At 31.4% G+C, this 21145-nt stretch carries 12 protein-coding genes; 7 read left to right on the forward strand and 5 right to left on the reverse strand.

The features are described 5' to 3' along the window. The first annotated feature begins 71 nt into the window (after nucleotides 1-71). Together ACWYN7_RS13030 and ACWYN7_RS13035 are read left to right on the forward strand one after the other, a co-directional pair. On the forward strand, nucleotides 72-5378 hold the full coding sequence (locus ACWYN7_RS13030; protein ID WP_462860417.1) for a tandem-95 repeat protein: 5307 nt from the start codon (nucleotides 72-74) through the stop codon (nucleotides 5376-5378). Then, nucleotides 5378-6334 carry a PorP/SprF family type IX secretion system membrane protein gene (locus ACWYN7_RS13035; RefSeq protein ID WP_462860418.1) on the forward strand — a complete coding sequence of 319 codons (957 nt, stop codon included), beginning with the start codon at nucleotides 5378-5380 and terminating at the stop codon, nucleotides 6332-6334. The genes ACWYN7_RS13030 and ACWYN7_RS13035 overlap by 1 nt, the downstream gene beginning before the upstream one ends. Before the next feature lie 20 nt (nucleotides 6335-6354). Here the strand turns inward: ACWYN7_RS13035 and ACWYN7_RS13040 are convergent, their stop codons facing one another. Next, complete coding sequence (locus ACWYN7_RS13040) at nucleotides 6355-6987, reverse strand: low molecular weight phosphatase family protein (RefSeq protein WP_462860419.1); 633 nt, start codon at nucleotides 6985-6987, stop codon at nucleotides 6355-6357. A gap of 66 nt (nucleotides 6988-7053) precedes the next feature. Here ACWYN7_RS13040 and ACWYN7_RS13045 point away from each other — a divergent pair, with 66 nt between their 5' ends. After that, a complete protein-coding gene (locus tag ACWYN7_RS13045; protein WP_462860420.1) occupies nucleotides 7054-7599 on the forward strand; it encodes a Smr/MutS family protein in 546 nt (181 codons plus the stop codon). A gap of 15 nt (nucleotides 7600-7614) precedes the next feature. Beyond that, nucleotides 7615-8748 (forward strand): cysteine desulfurase family protein, encoded by a 1134-nt coding sequence (locus tag ACWYN7_RS13050; RefSeq protein ID WP_462860421.1) that lies wholly within the window; start codon nucleotides 7615-7617, stop codon nucleotides 8746-8748. Between the two features lie 39 nt (nucleotides 8749-8787). Here the strand turns inward: ACWYN7_RS13050 and ACWYN7_RS13055 are convergent, their stop codons facing one another. The 4 genes from ACWYN7_RS13055 to ACWYN7_RS13070 all read right to left on the reverse strand — a co-directional run bounded on the left by ACWYN7_RS13055 (nucleotide 8788) and on the right by ACWYN7_RS13070 (nucleotide 17774). Then, nucleotides 8788-11565 carry an alpha-amylase family glycosyl hydrolase gene (locus ACWYN7_RS13055; RefSeq protein WP_462860422.1) on the reverse strand — a complete coding sequence of 926 codons (2778 nt, stop codon included), beginning with the start codon at nucleotides 11563-11565 and terminating at the stop codon, nucleotides 8788-8790. Nucleotides 11566-11627: 62 nt separating this feature from the next. Beyond that, the gene (locus ACWYN7_RS13060) at nucleotides 11628-12950 is read right to left on the reverse strand and encodes a SusE domain-containing protein (protein WP_462860423.1); all 1323 of its coding nucleotides are present in this window, start codon (nucleotides 12948-12950) and stop codon (nucleotides 11628-11630) included. An 11-nt stretch (nucleotides 12951-12961) separates the two neighbouring features. Beyond that, nucleotides 12962-14851: a RagB/SusD family nutrient uptake outer membrane protein gene (locus tag ACWYN7_RS13065; protein WP_462860424.1), complete on the reverse strand. Its 1890-nt coding sequence runs from the start codon at nucleotides 14849-14851 to the stop codon at nucleotides 12962-12964. A 10-nt stretch (nucleotides 14852-14861) separates the two neighbouring features. Next, nucleotides 14862-17774, reverse strand: a complete 2913-nt coding sequence (locus ACWYN7_RS13070; protein WP_462860425.1) for a SusC/RagA family TonB-linked outer membrane protein — start codon at nucleotides 17772-17774, stop codon at nucleotides 14862-14864. A gap of 200 nt (nucleotides 17775-17974) precedes the next feature. Between ACWYN7_RS13070 and ACWYN7_RS13075 the strand changes: the two genes are divergently transcribed. The 3 genes from ACWYN7_RS13075 (at nucleotide 17975) to pgmB (ending at nucleotide 21144) form a co-directional block, all read left to right on the forward strand. Then, complete coding sequence (locus tag ACWYN7_RS13075; protein WP_462860426.1) at nucleotides 17975-18997, forward strand: LacI family DNA-binding transcriptional regulator; 1023 nt, start codon at nucleotides 17975-17977, stop codon at nucleotides 18995-18997. A 140-nt stretch (nucleotides 18998-19137) separates the two neighbouring features. Beyond that, nucleotides 19138-20490 (forward strand): MFS transporter, encoded by a 1353-nt coding sequence (locus ACWYN7_RS13080; RefSeq protein WP_462860427.1) that lies wholly within the window; start codon nucleotides 19138-19140, stop codon nucleotides 20488-20490. Further along, nucleotides 20491-21144, forward strand: coding sequence for a beta-phosphoglucomutase (gene pgmB / locus ACWYN7_RS13085; RefSeq protein ID WP_462860428.1), 654 nt, complete (start codon nucleotides 20491-20493; stop codon nucleotides 21142-21144). Nucleotide 21145 lies beyond the last annotated feature (1 nt).

Here is a 21145-nt window from a genome sequence, read left to right on the forward strand (position 1 = left end):
TAAATCCCCCAATTTAAAATTATAGTATGCTAATTAAACGTTCTATAACATTATATATATTATTGTTTTGCATGCAATTAGTAATTGCACAAACTGCACCATTGGCTAGTAACGATAATGTTGTTGTTTTAATAAATACAAAGACAAATACTGCTGCTCCAGGAATTTTAGCAAATGATGCAGATGCAGATGGAGATACCATTACAGTTACAGCTTTTTCAATTAATGGAATAGAACTTACTGCAGATCAGACAGCAAGTTTTACAGAAGGTACCATCCAGATTTTTAAAGACGGAAGTTATTCATTTACTCCAACTTTAGATTACACAGGAATTGTACCAACCATAAATTACACAATTACAGATGGTACTTTTACAAGTTCTGCAAACTTAAACATTAATATTAAAGAACCTCCAATTGCCAATAACGATACAATTGTTACTGCAGCAAATACAGTTTTAAACCAAATTATTCCTGGACTTTTAGAAAACGATACAGATGCAGATGGAGATGTACTTGTAATAACCGATTTTACAATTAACGGAACAACCTATAATGCAGGCCAAACAGCCAATTTTTCTGAAGGAAGTATTTTAATTTTTCCTGGTGGTAGCTATAATTTTATACCGAGTTTAAATTTTACTGGTGATGTACCAACCATAAGTTATACCATTTCAGACGGAAATTTTACGAGTTCAGCAAACTTTAATATCTCAGTAGAAAACATACCAGAAGCCAATAACGATACAATTGTTATTCCAGTAAACACAGTTTTAAACCAAATTATTCCTGGGCTTTTAGAAAATGATACAGATGGAGATGGAGATGTACTTGTAATAACCGATTTTACAATTAACGGAACAACCTATAATGCAGGCCAAATAGCCAATTTTTCTGAAGGAAGTATTTTAATTTTTCCTGATGGTAGTTATAACTTTACGCCAAATTTAAATTTTACTGGTGATGTACCAACCATAAGTTATACCATTTCAGACGGAAATTTTACAAGTTCAGCAGAATTAAATATCTCTGTAGAAAACATTCCAGAAGCCAATGGTGATGTTAATACCACAATAGTAGATCTTTCAATTACAGAAGCAGCACCTGGACTTTTAAAAAATGATATTGATTTAGATGGAGATGCTCTTTCTGTTTCAAAATTTTCGGTAAATACTTTAGATTATAATGCTGGTCAAACAGCAAATTTTTCTGAAGGTTCAATTACCATATCAGCAAATGGTGCTTATTCGTATACACCAACTCAAAATTTTGTAGGTGATGTACCTCCTATAAATTATACGGTTACAGATGGAGTTTTTGAAAGTTCAGCAAAATTAAATCTTACAGTGTATCTACCTCCAGAGCCACCTGTTGCCAAGAACGATTATGATACAGTAGATATAAATACCACTTTAAATGTTGCTGCACCAGGTGTTTTTGTAAATGATACTGACATTAACATACAAGATATTTTAACAGTAACGCAGTTTAATGTAAATGGTACTACATTTAACGCAGGTCAAACTGCTAATTTAGCAGAAGGTAATTTAACCATTGCACAAGATGGAAGTTATATTTTTGAACCTACAGCAGATTATATAGGCGAAGTGCCAAACATCGTGTATACAATTACAGATGGCACATTTACTAGATCAGCTAATTTATATTTAACAGTAGAACCTACTGAAGATTTGTTAGAAATCTATTCAGTGGGTAGTTGTAATCAAGGTTTTAATGCAAATGGAGAATACAAAATCGTTTACAGTATTTTGCTTACCAATAGAAATAATGCAAGAGATTTGCATGAGCCTGCTTTAATTAGAAATATCGATTTAATCGATAATTTAGAAACTGCTTTTGGTACGGGTTGTATTGTAAATGTAGAAAATGCATCTGTTTATAACAATACAGTAGAAAACATTGCAGAAGGAACTGATTTTCCAAGAGAGTTTACAAATTCTGCTATTAATACAGAGTTTTTAAACGGTAATTCAAGTTCATTTTTTAATGACAGTGCTATTGCTTCTTTAACTTTATATCCTAGGCAATCTATTTTTGTTGATTTTTGTGTAACCGTAAATCCATTTTGTAATGGTAGGCCTAATCCAACTCCTTCTGGCTCTGGTATCAATTTTACAAATACAATCAGCGTTAATACAGACAAAGGTAATAATGCTGTTGATAGTATTACTTTAACAGATTTTCATACAACAGAAGCTGTTGTGTCTGCAGGATTATACGTTCCAGAATTCAATAATTTGTCTATTAATCCACCAGGATTGGTGAATTTTGATGGTACTTACGATTATGTAAATACAGTAATTTTAACTAATGAAGGACCTGTGGATGCCCAAAACATTAATTTTAATATGGGTTTAAACGATTTTAGAAATAGAGTTGTGTTTACAGATTTTTTAATATCACAAGTTTCAGGGCCAGCTGTTACTGTAAACAACAATTACGATGGAGAAACAGAAACCACACTTTTAGCACCAAATAATATTTTACCCGCAAATGAAACTATAGTTTTAGAAATTTATTATAAAATTGGTCCTATAGATAATGGTAGTTATAGTTATTTTAAACAGACAGATTTATCGCAAACACAAGAGGGTTTAGATGGTTTTAACGCTTTAACTGATCAGAATAAAAGAGAGTATTCTTTTGTAAGTTGGTCAGATGGTTTGGGTAATCATTTAGATCGTTATTATTTTGCTAATTCAGCATCAGCAGATATTACTTCTGCATTGTATTGCAATTGCACAGTTGCTGGGATGCGTTTTATTTTTGATGCAGAAACAAAAACCAATAAAGTAATTACAGATGTTGTTAAAATACCAAATGGCATTTTAGAACACGAGGAAATTACCTATCAAATTACCATAGAAAATACAAGTGATTCTGTTCAGTTAGACGAATTGCAAATTACAGATAATTTAAACAGTACTTGTGGTGGCAATGTGCTTTCGGTTTCTACACCAACAATTTTTAACTCATCAGCAACTACAAATCCTAATTTAAATCCAAATTATGATGGGGTTTCAGATACAAATCTTTTTGATGGCACTTCTGGATTGTTAAAAATTGGTGAAACAATTACAGTAGAATTTACAGTGTTGTACAGTGAGTCTTGTATTGGGTCTAATTCAGCTTTTTTTACATCAAAAGATCCTTTAGATAGGCAAATTTCATCATCAAATTCAACCAGCGTTAATGCATCTACAGATACAGATAATGATGGAATTATAGATGATTTTGATTTAGATGATGATAATGATACTATTGCAGATGTTTTAGAATATAATGGTTTAAATCCTTTAGATGATGATGATGCCGATTTTATACCCAATTATAGAGATACTGATTTTGGCCCAGATAATAATTTAGACGGAATTGTAGATCTTTTTGATTTTGATAATGATGGTGTACCAAATCATTTTGATTTAGATAGTGATAATGATGGGATTTTAGACATTACAGAAGCAGGAAATGCAACTGATGATACCTCTAACAATGGTAGAACAAATAACAATGTAGGTACAAACGGATTGGATAATTCTAAAGAAACCAATGATGGTTCTAATGCAACTATCAACTATAATTTACCGAATACAGATGGTACAACAAATCCAGATTTTCTAGATATTGATGCAGATGGTGATGGAATTGTAGATAACATAGAAGCGCAACTCACAAATAATTATGTAACAACAACAGGTGTTTTTTCTGATGCAGGTATAGATACAGCTTACCCAAATGGACTAACACCTATAGATTCTGAAAATGATACTATTCCAGATTATTTAGACACCAATTCCGATAACGATATTAGAGATGATATTTTAGAAGGTTGGGATATAAATAGTGATGGAACTGCAGAAATTACTGCTTCAAATTCTGATGCAGATAATGATGGTTTAGACGATGCTTTTGATAATAATGATGGTCTGTTAAATCCAACAAATGGACAAACACCTCAAAGTTTTCCAAATGCAGATAATACAGATACATCAGAAAGAGATTGGCGAGAAATTATGGCAATTATTGTACTTATAGATAATGTTAGTTTATCAGAAAGTAGTGATTTTATTTTTACCATAAAATTAGTAACTAAAAACAACAATTCAATTTTAATAGAAAGTGCATCTCCTATAGATATTAATTTTTCCACTGTAGATGGCACCAATTCAACTGGGCAATATGATGTTGCAATTGCTCCTTTTGATTATACAAGTATTTCTAATTCAGGTATTACAATTCCTCCTCTTGTAAATACAGTACAATTTACAGTTGCATCATTAGAAGATAATATTTACGAACTCACTGAGTTTTTTACCCTAAATGGAACAGTTACTACTGATAATACAATTACTAAAAATTTTAGTGGAATAGGCACAATTTTAGATAATGATGCTGCACCAGATATTACAATGAACAATTCTCAAGAAGATGAAAATGTAGATTTAGAACATACCATTGTTATTTCTAATCCTTGTTCTACACCTATTGAAATTGAAGTAAATACAAGCGATGATTTTGCGATAAGTCCAGATGATTATGCTTCCTTTTCTGATGTTTTAGTGATACCTGGCACTATTGATGAAAACAACGCAAATACAGAAGTTTCGTTTACAATTTCATCATTCTTAGACAATTTAAACGAGTTAGAATTAGAACCTTTAAAGGTTGTGGGTGTGGTGCAAACCAATAATGTAGGCACACAAGATTTAAATAAAACAGCTACAATTGTAGATGTAGATCCAAATCCTTTAGTGGTTATTAGTAACGAAGAAGGTATAGAAGGTAGCACATTAACGTTTACCATTAATCTTTATAATGAAAATGATGAACTCATGCAGAATTATCTGCCTATCAATTTAAATTTTGTTACTGTAGATAAAACCACAACTGCTAATTATGATTATGAATATTTATCTGAACAAGCTACAATTCCTGCTTATTCATCCACAATTACGCAAATCGTAAAAACCTTAAACGATAATTTAAACGAAGATACAGAAACCCTGTTTTTGCAAGCAGATTTATTCAGTTTTAACGTGGCAAATACAACGTCTCCAAGAGGAACAGGAACTTTAAAAGATAACGATTATCCAAATTTATTTTCACCAAATGGTGATGGTAAAAGTGATGTTTTTGAAATTTCTGGAATAGAAGATTATCCAAATTTTAAATTAACGATTTACAACAGACAAGGAAACGAAATTTACAATTATAGCAATAATGGCAATGCAAATCCTGTTTGGTGGGATGGTACTTACAATGGCAATCCTGCTCCAACAGGTGTCTATTTTTATAGATTAGATTTTAACGATGGAGTATCTGAACCAATTACTAATTTTATTCAATTAATAAGATAATGATACAGCAAATAAAAGTTATCTTAGGTAATAAAATTCAGCTCACTATAAAGTTATTGCTCATACTTATTTTTGGAGTAAGTTTAAAAACACAAAGTCAGCAAGTGCCACATTACACGCAATATTTATATAATATGCAAATAGTAAATCCTGCGTTTGTGGGGTACAGAGCTGAATTAAGTGCTTCTATTTTAACACGTCAGCAATGGGTAGGAGTGCCTGGAGCACCAAAAACCAATACTTTTTCTTTAAATGCAAGAACAAGAAATGGCCTTGGAGTAGGACTAACAGTGGTTAATGATAAAATTGGTTTATCTGAAACCACTAATATTAATTTAGATGCTTCTTACACTTTAATAACTTCTAGATACAGCAGAATTGCTCTAGGTTTAAAAGGCGGAATTACTTTTTTTAATAATAATTTGTTTGATGGAATTACTCCAGATAGCGATGTTTATGCATCAACATCTGGCAATTTTAACAATGTAGGTTTTGGTGCGTTGTTTTACAATAGAAAATTTTACGTAGGCTTCTCTATTCCTTATTTATTAGAAACCCCACAATTTTATATCGAAGACAGTTATAAAAAAGGAAGTTTGGCAACCAATCCTAATTATTTTTTATCAAGTGGAGTTTTATTTAAACTATCAGAAAATTTAATGTTCAGACCATCAACCATGGTAAGATATACAGCAGATTTACCAATTTCTGTAGATGTAAATACAAATTTCTTGTATAAAGATATTATAGAAGCTGGGCTATCTTATCGTCATAAAAGTTCTGTAAGCACCTTGTTTAGTGTAATTGTAAATAAAAAATTTAGAATTGGTTATGCTTACGATCATCGATTTTCTACATTAGGTGGTAACTTAAGTTCTCACGAAATTATATTTCATATCGATCTTAATTTTAAAAGAAACACAAGATGGTTAATTCATAATATGTGTTACTTTTAAGCAGAAAGAGTCAAGCAGAATTAAGAAAGCAATTTTTTTACTTTATCAAAAATTAAATAGATTTCGCTGGCTATTTGTGCATTAGCTTGTAAATACACTTTTTCTTGATCAGGAGTACCATCAGAATGTTTAGGGTCTACAAAAGGCAATGCAAAACGATAATTAGCTCCAGGAATAAAAGGACAGTTTTTATCTGCATCATTGCAAGTAGTAATTGCCATATAAGGCTCATTGTTTATAGGATTACTGTATAACTTAGAAAAGCCTAAAATTGTTTTTGTAGCACCATCAAAAGAGATTTGGTATTTAGGGTTTTGATGAGAAAAATCTGACAAATGAAATAAAAAACCAACTTTTTGCAAGGTTTTAACCGTTTTTCTGTAAAAAGCAGTTACTTCTGTTCCTCCAGAAAATGCATTAATATTTAAATTAAAATAATGTGCAGCATAAAAGCTCCAAACTTGTGCTAATTGACTTCTTCTAGAATTATGTGTACAAATAAAATTTAGGTTAACACTCTCGTTAATTGTGTACTCTTTTGCAATAGTTTCTGCAATTTTTAGTAATAGTTTTGTTCTATCTTCAGAAATAGAAATTTTCTTATAAGAAGTTTCAAAAAAGTTTTTAGTAGAGGTGTTAGAAGTTTTCAGCATATTCCTTTTATTTTAGAACAAAATTAGACTAAAATTGTATTTTTGTAAATTAATATAAAGTTAAGAATGCGTTTAGAAATTGGAAACAAAGTAGCTGTTTTAGATGATGTTTTAAAAGGAATTATCACCCAAATTAATGGTGATGATATTTCAGTTGAAACTGAAGATGGAATGCTTTTTATTTTCAAAAGTAATGAATTGGTTAAGATAGAAAAAGAACAACATGAGCTCACTAAATTCTCAGACATTAACAATCCTTTTTTAAAAGAAAAAATAGCTTCGCAAAAACAAAAGAAAAGTGCTTTTGTTAAAGATAAAAACGAAGTTATTTTAGAAGTAGATTTGCATATAAATCAACTTGTAAAATCTACTAGAGGTTTAGATAATTACGATATGTTAAACCTGCAATTAGATACTGCCAAAAGAAAAATTGAATATGCAATTGGTAAAAGAATATCAAAAATTGTTTTTATACATGGAGTAGGAGAAGGTGTTTTAAAAAGCGAATTGCATTCTTTACTCAACAAATATCCTGTTAAATTTTACGATGCTTCTTATAAAAAATATGGTTTAGGAGCCACAGAAGTTTATGTATATCAGAATGCGAATTAGTTGTACTTTTGCCCTATGAAAGCTATTTATTTAGACAATGCAGCCACCACAAAAATTGATGATGAGGTTTTAGAGTTGATGTACAATTCTATGCAAGAGTTTTTTGGTAATCCTTCTTCTACGCATCAATTTGGTAGAAAAGCAAAATCTGCTGTAGAAACAGCGCGAAAAAACATTGCCAAACATTTTAATGTAACTGCTAGCGAAATTGTTTTTACTGCAGGTGGTACAGAAGCCGATAATTTAATTCTAAAAAATGCCGTTTTAAATTTAGGCGTTAACAGAATTATTACATCTAAAATAGAACATCATGCAGTTTTACACACTTGTGAGTTTTTGGCAAAAACACAAAATATACAATTAGATTTTGTTAATGTTGATGAATTTGGTGATGTAGATGTAGCGCATTTAGAAAAATTACTTTCAGATTCAGAACATAAAACTATGGTGAGTTTAATGCACATTAATAATGAAATTGGTAGCATTTTACCTTTAGATGATGTTTCTAAAATCTGTAAAAAATACGATGCTTTATTGCATTCAGATACTGTGCAAGCCATTGGGCATTATTCATTAGATTTAAAAAATACTCCTGTTGATTTTATTGTGGCAAGTGCACACAAATTTCACGGCCCAAAAGGGGTTGGTTTTGCTTATTTTAGAAAGGGTTTTGGAATTTTACCCATGTTACATGGCGGAGATCAAGAAAGAGGTGCAAGATCAAGTACCGAAAATGTGCATAGTATTTTAGGTATGGATAAAGCATTGCAAATTGCTTATACCAATTTAGAAAAGGATAGAAGTTATATAGAAAGTATAAAACTTTACTTCATTTCTGAACTAAAAAATATTTCTGATAACATAGAATTTAATGGTTGTTCATCAAATTTAAATAAAAGCAGTTATACTATTTTAAATGTGCGTTTTCCAGTAAAAAATGAGATGCTTTTATTTAGTTTAGATATGGCAGGAATAGCTGTTTCTGGAGGTTCTGCTTGCCAAAGTGGAAGTAACATTGGCTCTCATGTACTTGCAGAAATTTTAGATGAAAAAGATGCAGATAATACTTCTGTGCGTTTCTCTTTTTCTAAGTTTACAACCAAAGAAGAAATTACAGAAACTGTAAAAAAAATAAAAGAGTTGCTGTAAAGCAACTCTTTTTTAATAGTAAAATATTTAAGAAAATACTTATTCTATAATTAATTTTTTATAAGCTTTTCCTTCCGGATTTTTAACTTCTAAAAAGTAAATTCCTTTGTTTAATTGCTGAACATTAAAAGTTTCATTTGCGCTAAAGTTTCCAGAAAAATCCATTACTTTTTTTCCATTCATATCAAAAACACGAACGCTGTTTGTATTGATGTTTAATTTGAATGCATTTTTTGCAGGATTTGGATAAACCAAAACTTCATCATCTAAAAATAAATCTTCTGTAGACAAAGCAGCTTTACTGTTTCCGTAAACTTTAAATTCACCAGGAGCTAAAGAAATAACATCGTTAACATTGCTTACAGTAATGGTTTGATCATCTTTTAACAAATCGTACCAAACTCCAGTTTTTTGAAACGCAGGAGTTATATTTTGCGTAGTAACTCCAAAGTTTCCAATTATGGTTACATATTGAATTTCTTGAGCAGTATCATCAGTTAAATGAATTTTCTTTAATCCATTTGTATTTGCAACATCCATGGTAAAATCAGACGTTTCAAAAATGTCAAATTTTAATTTTAACTGAATTAATTTAGACCAAGTGTTGTACACATCTTTTCTGTCTTGATCATCAAAATAATTCCATAAAATAGGTTTATTACCTGTTCTTCCATTTTGATTAATAGAAATATCATAACCCAATTCGCCAAATTGCCAAATCATTTTTGGTCCTGGAACTGTAAAATAAAAAGCAGCAGCTAATTCTTCTCTATCTAAAGCTGTGCTTGTGTTTTTTATACTATAACTTCCGCTAGAATTACCAAATTGTAAGTTTTTATACATTAAACGTTCTTCATCATGGCTTTCCATATAACTTACATTTGCAGGCACAGACCAACCTCTATTTTTAAAAGAAATCCAAGAAAAATCTGAATCGCTACCAAAACCCATTGTAGCTTGGTTGTATTGATGATTGTGGTTGCCCCAAACCATAATTCCTTTGCCTTCATTTAACCTGTAATTTACCCATTCAGTTTCTTCGGTATTTGTACCTAAATGTTCAAAAATGATGTAAAAATCAGGATCAATTTCCCATTGATAATCTGCATATTCTTTTAAAACATCCACTCTATCTTGCTGATATGCGTTGGTACAAGCTTCGCTTCCTGTACAATTTTGAGTAAATCCTTTGGTTAAATCCCATCTAAAACCATCAATTTTATATTCATTAATCCAATATTGAGAAACCCTTTTTACATAATCTCTAACATCTTGTTTAGAGTGATTAAAATCGTTAAAAACACTGTAAGAATGTCTTGCAATTGGATTAAAAAACGGACTGTCTGTACTTGCTTGTCCACCATAACCACCATTATCAGTATTCCACATTCTGTAATATGGATTTTGACCAGAAGCATGGTTAAATGCAACATCAATAATTACAGCAATTCCTCTTCTATGACATTCATCAATAAACTGTTTAAAAGCAGTTGTTGTTCCATAATATTTGTCTAAAGCCATATGGAAAGAAGGATTGTATCCCCAAGATTCATTACCATCAAACTCCATAACAGGTAAAAATTCGATAGCATTGATACCTAATTCTTGTAAATAATCTAATCTTGCTTTTACAGCATCAAAAGTATGTAGGGCATCAAAATCTCGAATCAACAGTTCATAGATTACCAAATCTGTTTTAGCAGGTTTTGTAAAATTTGTGTTTTGCCAAACATAATCTGCATCACCAGTTCTTAACAAAGTAACTGCATGATTTGTTTTTCCTGAAGGATAATTGGGTAAGTTTGGATACGTAACATCATCTATATATTGATCATTAGATTCTGTTAAAACCACAGTAGAGTAGGGATCTGCAACTCTTAAATCTGCTTCAATAATATATTGATAAGTATAATCGGTTTGTGGAGTTAAACCTGTAAGTTCTATCCAAAAACGATTTTTAGAGCTGTCTTTTTTTAATAAGTAATTGTTGTCAATTTCCCAATTGTTAAAATTACCAATTACATGTACAAATTCCTTTCCTGGTGCGTAAAAAACTAAGGTAGCTTTTGTGTTATCAGAAGCATTTAAATTAATACCATCTTTTAACTCTGCAGGTATAGAAGCTTCTGTAACAGTTGGTTTTACAATAGCCTGAAAGGTTGCACTTTTAGTTTCGCCATTATTAACAGCCTCTAGAATATAAGTTGTGTTTTCTGTAACTGTTGGTGAAAAACTGTAAGATGTTAAGTTCGATTTTTGATCTATAGTAGCTCCATTTGCTTTTAAAGTAAAGTTTGCGTTTAAAGAAGCTGTTGCATTTATAGCTATAGTTTCGCCAGCGTTTAAAATTGTTGTTGAGGTTGATGGTGCATTTAATGTTAATTGAAAAGAACCCACATTAAAAATAAAATCTGCACAACCATTGTCTTTTAATTCTTGGTTACCAGCAGCATTTCTAAATACCATACCCATATTGGTAATGCTTGTTGCTTCTGCATCTGTTAACGAATAATAGGTTTTTGGTACAAAAGTAATTTCCCAACGATTGTTAGATGAATTATAAGTCATTTCTCCAACTCCATCATCTTGTCCCCAATTACCAACAACACTTGTGCCCCAAGCATCGCTTGCATTACCTACACCAGAATGTAAATATACTTTAGACGGATTATTTAAGCCATTACAATCTGTGGCAGTACTGTTAGCATCTAAACTAATGGTAATAGATGCGTTAATATCAAAAGGATTTGGTGTTATGGTTATTTGACCAAAACCTAAAGAACTGATTAATAAAAATAGAATCGTAATTTTTTTCATATTGTATTGATTTTAAAACACAAAGGCTACCATTGGTAGCCTTTGTTAAGTTAAAAAAAAACTTAATTTATTGTGTAAGTAGGGTTATCTGGATCTGTAAAATCTAAAACAAAAGAGTACGTTCCTGCAACAGCAACAATATTATCTCCTCCTTGATCTAAAGTTCCATCAGCACCAGTATCACCATAATCTAAAGCCCAAGCCTCATTAGATCTAAATTTATATTCACCATCTAAAAGTGTTACATTGTTTAAAACCCAGATATCATCATTAGGTTGAGACCAATCTCTTGTAAAAAGAGCATCTGAAGTAGCTCCCCAATCGTTATAAGCAGAACCTACAAGACCCCAAATATGTTCAATTGGTTCTAAAGAGTATGATAAATCATTTAAATTAACAGTAACAATATATCTACCAGCTGTGGTTGCAATATTATCTCCTCCTAAATCTAAAGTTCCATCAGCACCAGAATCACCATAATCAGTAACCCATTCGTTGTTCATTCTAAATTTCATTTCACCTTCTTCTAACTTAACTGTTCCTCTAAATTGATCTGAATAAGGATCGTAAGTTAGAGCGAAATCTGGAGTTGCACCCCAATCGTTATAAGCAGAACCTACAATACCAATAGTAAAAGGTTCCATTGTGTAAGTAAGATCGTTTAAATTCATAAGAATTTTATAAGAACCAGCAGTTACAGCAATATTATCTCCACCAGCATCTAAAGTTCCATCTGCACCAGTATCACCATAATTGTTTGTCCAATCGTTATTTTCTCTGAATTTAATTTCACCATCAATTAAAGTTACATAAGCCACTAAAACACCAGAATCTGCTGTTGTAAAGAATGGTAAATCTGGAGTTGCGCCCCAATCATTTGCAGCAGAACCAACTACACCCCAAGTTGTAGATAAATCTAAAATACTAGAATATGGAGTTACATTGATGGTTTTTGCTTCAGAGTCAATTAATAATTGTCCACCAACAAAACCTTGTAATTTTATTGATAAATCTGAAGCCATATCTGCTTCTGCACCTAAACCTAAAGCAATTGCATTTAGTTCTATTGTGGTAAATGATTTTTCTAAATCATCGCCAACATCGATACTTGCTGCACCAGTAAAATCTCCTGAAGCTAAATCTACAAGTAATTTATAAGTTGGTGCTGCACTAAAGCCATAATCTGGTTCTGCCCAATTTGTATTTAAAGCAATATTATCTTGATTTGCTTCTAAAAGTATAATTGGTGTAGTTTCTGCAACAATTAATTCTGTTGTAGCGTTTACGTTTTCATTTACTATTACTCGATCACTAATATCTTCGCAACTGGTAAAACCAATTGATACAATAATTAGAGCGAATAATGAATTTAATATTTTTTTCATGTCTTTATTTATTAGTATCCTGGATTTTGAGTTAAATTAGGATTGGTTGTTATAATATTATTTGGTAAAGGAAAAATGTTTCTGTAATCTTCTACACTAACACCATCTCTAGAATCTCCTTTAAAAGGCCATAAATAAGAATCAGTTGTAAAATAATTATATCTTACTAAATCTGTTCTTCTTTGTCCTTCCCAGTACAACTCGCGAGATCTTTCGTTTAACACAAAATCTAAAGTTAAATCGCCACTGGTAATGTTTCCACTTGTGTTACCAAAAGCTCTTTCTCTAAGTTCGTTAATTTTAGAAACAGCCAAACCTAAATCTCCACCACCACCTCTAAGCACAGCTTCTGCGTAGTTTAAGTAAATTTCTGGCAATCTAATTAAAGGTAAATCTGTATCTACAAAATCTCCTGCAGCATCAGAACCTTGGTTACCATTAGAGTCTAAGTTTTTAAACTTTGTAACAGCATAACCGTTTTCGAAAGTTGGTATTTCATCAATTTCTAAAGTTTGTCCGTCTTTATAGAACATTCCTCTACTATCACCTACAAAAGGACTCATTGTGTATGTAAATGAATTTAAATCTAAAGTGATAAAATACGTACCAGCTGTTGTTACAGGAATATTTGCTCCACCAGCTTCTAAAGAACCATCTGTATTATCATCACCATAATTATTACCCCAATCTTCATTGAATCTAAATTTCATTTCTCCCGTATTTAAACTCGCATATATAGCGTAAGTATTGCTACCAGTTTCATACATTTCCATATCAGGACCATCCCAGCCATTGGTTGTAGCATCACCTACTAATCCCCAATCAGACATAGTGCCTAAGTTGTTGTTTAAAGCTGTAACATCTACATCAAACTTAGTTACCAAACTTTTTGTAGTTCTTAAGCCTCCCCAGCCACCATTTACACCAAATTCTGTAGCGTTCATAGTACCACCAATTGCAGCGTGAACTAAAAATGTTGACCCTCCATAAGTTTGTGATCTTAATCCATCGAAATTTAAAGTGAAAATAAATTCGTTTTGAGCACCATTTACATCATTATCAGCTAAAAATAACTCGTCATAAGCAGTTCCATTTCCATTTGCATCATTGGTGTTAATTGAATAACTAGATGATATTACATTGTTAGAAAATGTTACAGCATCTGCATATCTTGGAGTACCTGTAAAAACTTCTGCGTTTAAGTATAATTTAGATAATAAAGCCCAAGCAGCAACTTGATCTACTCTTCCATATTCATTAGAACCACTAGGCTTTAATTTATCTTGGATGTCTAATAATTCAGATTCAATAAAATTAAAGATTTCTGTTCTTGTTGCTTGTTCTGGTAATTCTGTTGTTACTGTTGTAACTAAAGGTACACTACCATATAAATCCATTAAATTAAAGTACGCAAATGCTCTTAAAAAACGAGCTTCTGCAATATAAGCTTCTACTTCTGTATCTGATAAAATTGCGGCATTGTCTATAAACGAGTTACAAAAAGAAACTTCTTGTGCTAATCTGTAGTACATAGCTTCTGTAAAATCGTTACTACCAGACCAATATAAACCATGTAAATCTGGTAAACCTGCATCTCCCCAACCCACAACTGCATGATCTGTAGTTAATTCGTTTAGGTTAAATAACATTCTTGAGTATTGAGAAAAACCTTCGTCAATATCAGCAATATCTGCTTGACCAGCAGGACCTTGTTGACCTGTTAAAGCCAAACTTGCATATAATTTAGCAAGTGCACCTTGTGCATCTGCTACATTAGAAAATACATCTTCTTCTGTAAAACTATCTGGATCAATTGGAGATTGATTCAAGTCTTCATGACATGATATTACTCCTAAAGAGAATAACATGATTACAATTAAATATTTAAATTTTTGTTGCATTATTTTTTATTTAAAAGTTAATGTTTGCACCTAAGACAAATGATCTTGGTCTTGGGTAAAAATTATTGTCTATCCCTAAATTAATTTCTGGGTCTAAACCATCATAATCTGTTACAATTAAAACATTCTGTAAAGATCCGTAGAATCTGAATGTTGTGTTTTTAATCTTATCTAAGGTATAGCCAATTGAGATGTTATCTATCTTAAAGAAAGATGCATCTTGTACATAATGATCACTTAATGCAGTTTTATCGCTAATTACGGTAAATCCACTATTGTAATAATCTGAATGTAAGTTAGATAAAATGTTGTTGTTTGTAGCGTTAATTTCTATTCCTCTGCTAGCAGCTACATCATTGTACATATAGTTACCAAAACTTGCTCTTGTTTGAATAGAAAAATCCCAATTTTTATAATTGATATTAGTGTTAAAGCCCATTAAAACATCAGCAAAAGGATCTTCGTTAATATATTTGTCATCGTCATTAATAGTATTATCATTATTTCTATCAACAAAAACACCTTCTAAAGGCTTACCATCTGTGCCATACACTTGTTGAAAAACGTAAAAACTATTTGCAGTTTCTCCTTCTCTGTGAACTTGTACGTTATTACCCACACCTGTTGATATACCTCCTTGAGGTTGATCTACAGATAATTCTGTAATTGTATTATCATTTAAAGAAAGGTTGTAGTTTATAGACCATTCAAAATCATCGGTTCTAATTGGAGTTGCATTTATGTTGAACTCTAAACCTTTGTTTTCCATGTTACCAATATTGGCATTAATTCTGTTTCCAAAATTTGTAAATGGATCTACAAGAGAACTCGCAATTAAGTCGTTTGTTTGTTTTATGTATGCATTAACAGAACCAGAAATTCTTCTGTCTAAAAAAGCAAAGTCCATACCCACATTAAAGGTTTTACCTACTTCCCAACGTAAATCTTTGTTGATAGGTTCTGGTCTAAATGTTTGATAAAAAGCATTACCAAATTGATAATTAGCAGTATCTGTACTACCATTGTATCTTGTTAAAAATTGATAATCTCCTAAACCGTTAATATTTCCTATTTCTCCATAACCAACTCTTAATTTTAGTTCGTTAAAGAAAGAATCTTCCATAAAATCTTCTTTATGAATGCTCCAAGCTGCAGCAAATGATGGGAAAATTCCCCAACGATCATCAGGATTTAATTTAGAAGATGCATCTGCTCTTAAAGTTGCAGTTAAATAGTATTTACCTTTATAATCGTAATTTGCTCTACCAAAATAAGATAACAATACATTTTTAGATTTGTCTATAAATTCGAAAGTATTACCATCTTCTTGTGCCTCACTATCAAAACTATAATTGTCATATTCAAAAGATTGATAAGCATGCCCACCAACTACAGTTAAATTATGTGCTTCGTTAAATGTTTTGTTATAGGTTAAATAAGCATCAAAAACTTTGTTGTCCGATTTTTGAATAAAACTGGTTAATGAACCATTGAATGTTGCGTCTGAAGTTGGAATAAACTCAGAAGTAATTGTTCTACCATGACTGTTAGAAGTATCGAAACCAATATTAACAGTGGCCGTTAAATCTTCTAAACCATGAATTTTATAGTCTATTTTTGCGTTGGCAACCAAACGTCTAATTTCTGCGGTATCATCTATTAAATCTAATAAAGCAATCGGGTTTGTTGGTGCTAAATTATTTTGGTTTCCAGTACCAGCATCTAACCAAGCAAAATAACCTCCATATTGCGAATTAGGGTCGAAAACTGCTTGTGTAGGATCAAAAGTAGTTGCACCACCAATAGCACCTCTATTTGCAAATTTGTTTTCGGTATACATTCCTTTTGCATTTAAGTCTACTTTTAAATGATCATCTAGAAAAGAAGGAGATAAGTTTACAGAAGCAGTTGTACGTGCTAAATTATCACCTTTTAAGATACCTTCGTGTTCAGAATAACCTAAAGAAGCTCTTACTGGTACACCATAAAGGTTACCTAAAGCACTAAAGTTATGATCTTGCCCAATTGCAGTAGTATAAATTTCATCTTGCCAATCTGTATTTGCATCACCTAATAAAGCAATTTGAGATGGCGTACCAATATCATTAATTAATGTTCTAAATTGATTAGCAGAAAGTACATCAACTTGATCTCTTAATGTATAAACCGTAGTTTGAGAGCTAATGTTGAATTTAAAATCTCTATCCTTCCCTTTTTTAGTGGTAATTAAAATTACACCATTTGCTGCTCTAGAACCATATATAGCAGTAGATGATGCATCTTTTAATACTACAAATGTTTCAATATCATTTGGGTTAATAAAGTTTAACGGATTTCTAGATCCGCCAACGCCTCCATTATCTAGAGGAATACCATCGATAACATACAATGGTTGACTAGTTAAAGATAAAGAACCTGTACCACGAATATTAATCGATTGACCATCTCCAGGAGCACCAGAACCAGCAATTACATTTACACCTGCAACTTTACCACTAATTAGTGATTGTGCAGATACTATAGGCCCTTTATTAAAGTCGTCGCTAGTTAATAAATCTGTTGTACCTGTTAAATCTGTTTTTTTAACAGTACCATAACCTACTACAACGATTTCTTCTAATTGTTCAGAAGATTCAATCAGCTCAATTTCTAAGTTATAAAGAGTACCAATTACTACTTCTTTATTAGCAAAACCTAAATAGGTAAAAACTAAAACATCTCCAGAGTTTACTTTATCTAAAGAAAAGTTTCCATCAAAATCGGTTTGAGTACCTTTTGTTGTACCTTTAACCAAAATACTAACACCAGGTAAAGGTTCACCTGTTGCTTTTTCTTTTACTACACCATTTATTGTTTGTTGCGCAAACATTGTAAATGACGAAGTCAAAAGAATTCCAATTAACAATAATTTAAATTTTTTCATGTATAATTTGTTAAATAATAACTGTAAATTTGATTTTTAACTTAACAATAAATTCACATTCCACATTGTAAATATAGATACAAGGTTGCTGTTTTCAATATGATAAAAATCACGAAAACGGTTTCGTGTTAACAAGTTTTTTTGTTAAAAATCATTAAATAGCCAATATTTAACATCAAAAATTGCCTTTTTATAAAAAAATGAAGCAAAAAATTACCATAAAAACAATCGCTAAAGAATTAGGTGTTTCTACTTCTACTGTCTCTAAGGCTTTAAAAGATAGTCATGAGATTAGTAAAGAAACAAAAGAAAAAATACAAGCTTATGCAAATCTTTACAACTATAAACCCAATAGTTTAGCGCTGCAGTTAAGAAATCAAAAAACAAAAGTTATCGGTGTAATTTTGCCTAAAATTGTACATCATTTCTTTTCTACAGTAATTACAGGAATAGAAGAAGGAGCTATAGAAAAAGGATACCATATTATGGTTTGTTTTTCTAATGAATCTTATGAAAAAGAGGTAGAAACTTTAAAAGTTTTGTCTAATGGTAGTGTTGATGGTATTATTGTGTCAATAGCCAATGAAACCTTAAAAAACAAAGACTTTAGGCATTTTATAGATTTGGTTTCTGAAGAAATTCCTTTGGTTTTATTTGATAGAGTAGTAGATGATATTTTATGCGATAAAGTAGTTGTAGATGATGTTGGAGCAGGCTATAAAGCCACAAAACATTTGTTAGATAATGGCAGAAAAAGAATCGCATTAATCACAACACCCAAACACGTTAATGTAGGTACACTAAGAAGGCAAGGTTATGAAAAAGCGTTAATAGAAAATTATATTAAAACAGATGCCAAATTAATAGTAGAGGTAGATGAAAACCTTGATATAGAAAAACAAATAAAACCATTATTTAGTGAAGGAATAGATGGTGTTTTTGCGGTTAATGAGATCTATGCTGCAAACGCTATTAGAATAGCCAAAGATAAAGGCTTAAAAGTGCCTGAAGACTTCTCTGTTATTGGTTTTACAGATGGTTTAATATCAGAATATTCTTCTCCATCTATCACAACAATAGCACAACATGGTTACACCATGGGTAAACAATCAGTAGAACTTTTAATAGAAAGAATAGAGAAAGAATCTGAAGTGTATAGCCCTAAAAAAATCGTTATTTCTAGCAACTTAAAATTACGAGAATCTACGAAACCGTCGTCGTAGAAATTTGTATTCATTTTTATCAACTTGATAAAAATAATATATCTTTGTTACATTATTAAGATTTATCAATAAATTACATTCCACAAAATTTATTAATTGATAAGTCAAAGCACTTATCGTATAAACTAATAATTACGATAATGGAAAAGCGTAAATTAAGCTTCTGGCAAATCTGGAACATGAGTTTTGGATTTCTAGGAATACAAATGGGTTTTGCTCTTCAGAATGCAAACGCTAGTAGAATTTTACAAATTTTTGGTGCAGATGTACATGAGCTTTCTTGGTTTTGGATTATAGCCCCATTAATGGGTTTAATAGTACAACCGATCATTGGACATTATAGCGATAAAACTTGGGGTAAATTCGGGAGAAGGAAACCTTATTTTTTAGTAGGTGCTATTCTGGCTTCTATAGGATTAATTTTAATGCCACAGGCAGATTTATTTATTGCATTTTTACCAGCTCTTTGGGTTGGTGCAGGAATGTTAATGATTATGGATGCATCTTTTAATATTGCTATGGAGCCTTTTAGAGCGCTTGTTGGCGATAATTTAAGAACAGATCAAAGAACTTTAGGTTTTAGTGTGCAAACGGCATTAATTGGTTTTGGTGCTGTTGTGGGGTCTTGGTTGCCTTATGCACTTACCAATTGGTTTGGTATTTCTAATGAAACTTCTTCTGGTGTTGTGCCACAAAACCTTATTTGGTCTTTTGTAATTGGTGCTGCAATTTTAATCATTTCTATCTTAGTCACTATTTTTACTACTAAAGAGTATTCGCCAGAAGAATTGGCGAGTTTCGATGAAAATTCTGATGCCAATTCTGAAGTAGAAGAAGAGAATTCTAGTTTAATGGATATTTTTGAAGATTTCAGAAAAATGCCAACTACAATGCGTCAATTAAGTTGGGTGCAATTCTTTTCTTGGTTTGGTCTTTTTGGTATGTGGGTTTTTGCTACTCCTGCAATTGCACAACATATTTATGGCTTGCCATATACAGATAGCAGCAGTACAACCTATCAAAATGCAGGAGATTGGGTGGGTATTCTTTTCGGAATTTACAATTTAGTTTCAGCACTTTACGCATTTGCTTTACCTTTTATCGCCAAAAAAATAGGAAGAAAAAGAACACATTCTTTGTCTTTAATTATTGGTGGTTTAGGTCTTTTATCAATTTATATTATGCCAAATGAAAACTGGCTAATCGTTTCTATGATTGGTGTCGGAATCGCTTGGGCAAGTATTTTGGCCATGCCTTATGCTATTTTAGCAGGTTCCATATCTGCCAAAAAAATGGGAGTTTACATGGGTATTTTTAACTTCTTTATTGTAATCCCACAAATTATTAACGCCTTAATTGGTGGTCCATTAGTAAAATACGCTTATAACAATCAAGCAATTTTTGCTTTACTTATTAGCGGAATTAGTTTCTTAATCGCAGCAGCTTTAGTCTACAAAGTAAAAGACGTAGATGATGTAGTAAAAACAAATTAGATGAAAAAAGGATTTATATTCGATTTAGATGGTGTTATCGTAGATACTGCCAAATATCATTATTTAGCTTGGAAAAAATTAGCTAACCAATTAGGTTTCGAATTTACTGAAGAACAAAACGAACTTTTTAAAGGCGTGAGTAGAAAACGCTGTTTAGAAATTTTATTAGAAATTGGTAAAAGAGAAGCAACACAAGAAGAATTTGATAAATGGATGATTGACAAAAATATCGATTATTTAGAATTTATAAGAAATATGGATGCATCAGAAATACTACCTGATGTACCAAAAATATTAGAATATTTAAAAGAAAATAACATACCAATTGCTTTAGGTTCTGCAAGTAAAAATGCAAAACCCATTTTAGAAAAAGTAGGTTTGTTACCTTATTTTGATGCAATTGTAGATGGTAATCACGTTACCAAAGCAAAACCCAATCCAGAAGTATTTTTATTAGCTGCACAGCAGTTAGGGGTAAATGCTAATGATTGTGTGGTTTTTGAAGATGCAGTTGCAGGTATACAAGCAGCCAATGCTGCAAAAATGATAAGTATTGGTATTGGAGATAAAAATGTGCTTTCTGAAGCGCAATTCAATTTTAATGATTTTACAGAAATCAGTACTCGTTTTATAAAAGATTTAATAGAAAATTAAG

The organism is Polaribacter sp. M10, assembly GCF_054968445.1.

Excerpts from the sequence above, each read along its gene's own strand:
- ACWYN7_RS13060 (WP_462860423.1), bottom strand. The coding sequence starts at position 12,950 with ATGAAAAAAATATTAAATTCATTATTCGCTCTAATTATTGTATCAATT.
- ACWYN7_RS13035 (WP_462860418.1), top strand. The coding sequence starts at position 5,378 with ATGATACAGCAAATAAAAGTTATCTTAGGTAATAAAATTCAGCTCACT.
- ACWYN7_RS13070 (WP_462860425.1), bottom strand. The coding sequence starts at position 17,774 with ATGAAAAAATTTAAATTATTGTTAATTGGAATTCTTTTGACTTCGTCA.
- pgmB (WP_462860428.1), top strand. The coding sequence starts at position 20,491 with ATGAAAAAAGGATTTATATTCGATTTAGATGGTGTTATCGTAGATACT.
- ACWYN7_RS13030 (WP_462860417.1), top strand. The coding sequence starts at position 72 with ATGCAATTAGTAATTGCACAAACTGCACCATTGGCTAGTAACGATAAT.
- ACWYN7_RS13050 (WP_462860421.1), top strand. The coding sequence starts at position 7,615 with ATGAAAGCTATTTATTTAGACAATGCAGCCACCACAAAAATTGATGAT.
- ACWYN7_RS13045 (WP_462860420.1), top strand. The coding sequence starts at position 7,054 with ATGCGTTTAGAAATTGGAAACAAAGTAGCTGTTTTAGATGATGTTTTA.
- ACWYN7_RS13055 (WP_462860422.1), bottom strand. The coding sequence starts at position 11,565 with ATGAAAAAAATTACGATTCTATTTTTATTAATCAGTTCTTTAGGTTTT.
- ACWYN7_RS13080 (WP_462860427.1), top strand. The coding sequence starts at position 19,138 with ATGGAAAAGCGTAAATTAAGCTTCTGGCAAATCTGGAACATGAGTTTT.
- ACWYN7_RS13040 (WP_462860419.1), bottom strand. The coding sequence starts at position 6,987 with ATGCTGAAAACTTCTAACACCTCTACTAAAAACTTTTTTGAAACTTCT.
- ACWYN7_RS13075 (WP_462860426.1), top strand. The coding sequence starts at position 17,975 with ATGAAGCAAAAAATTACCATAAAAACAATCGCTAAAGAATTAGGTGTT.
- ACWYN7_RS13065 (WP_462860424.1), bottom strand. The coding sequence starts at position 14,851 with ATGCAACAAAAATTTAAATATTTAATTGTAATCATGTTATTCTCTTTA.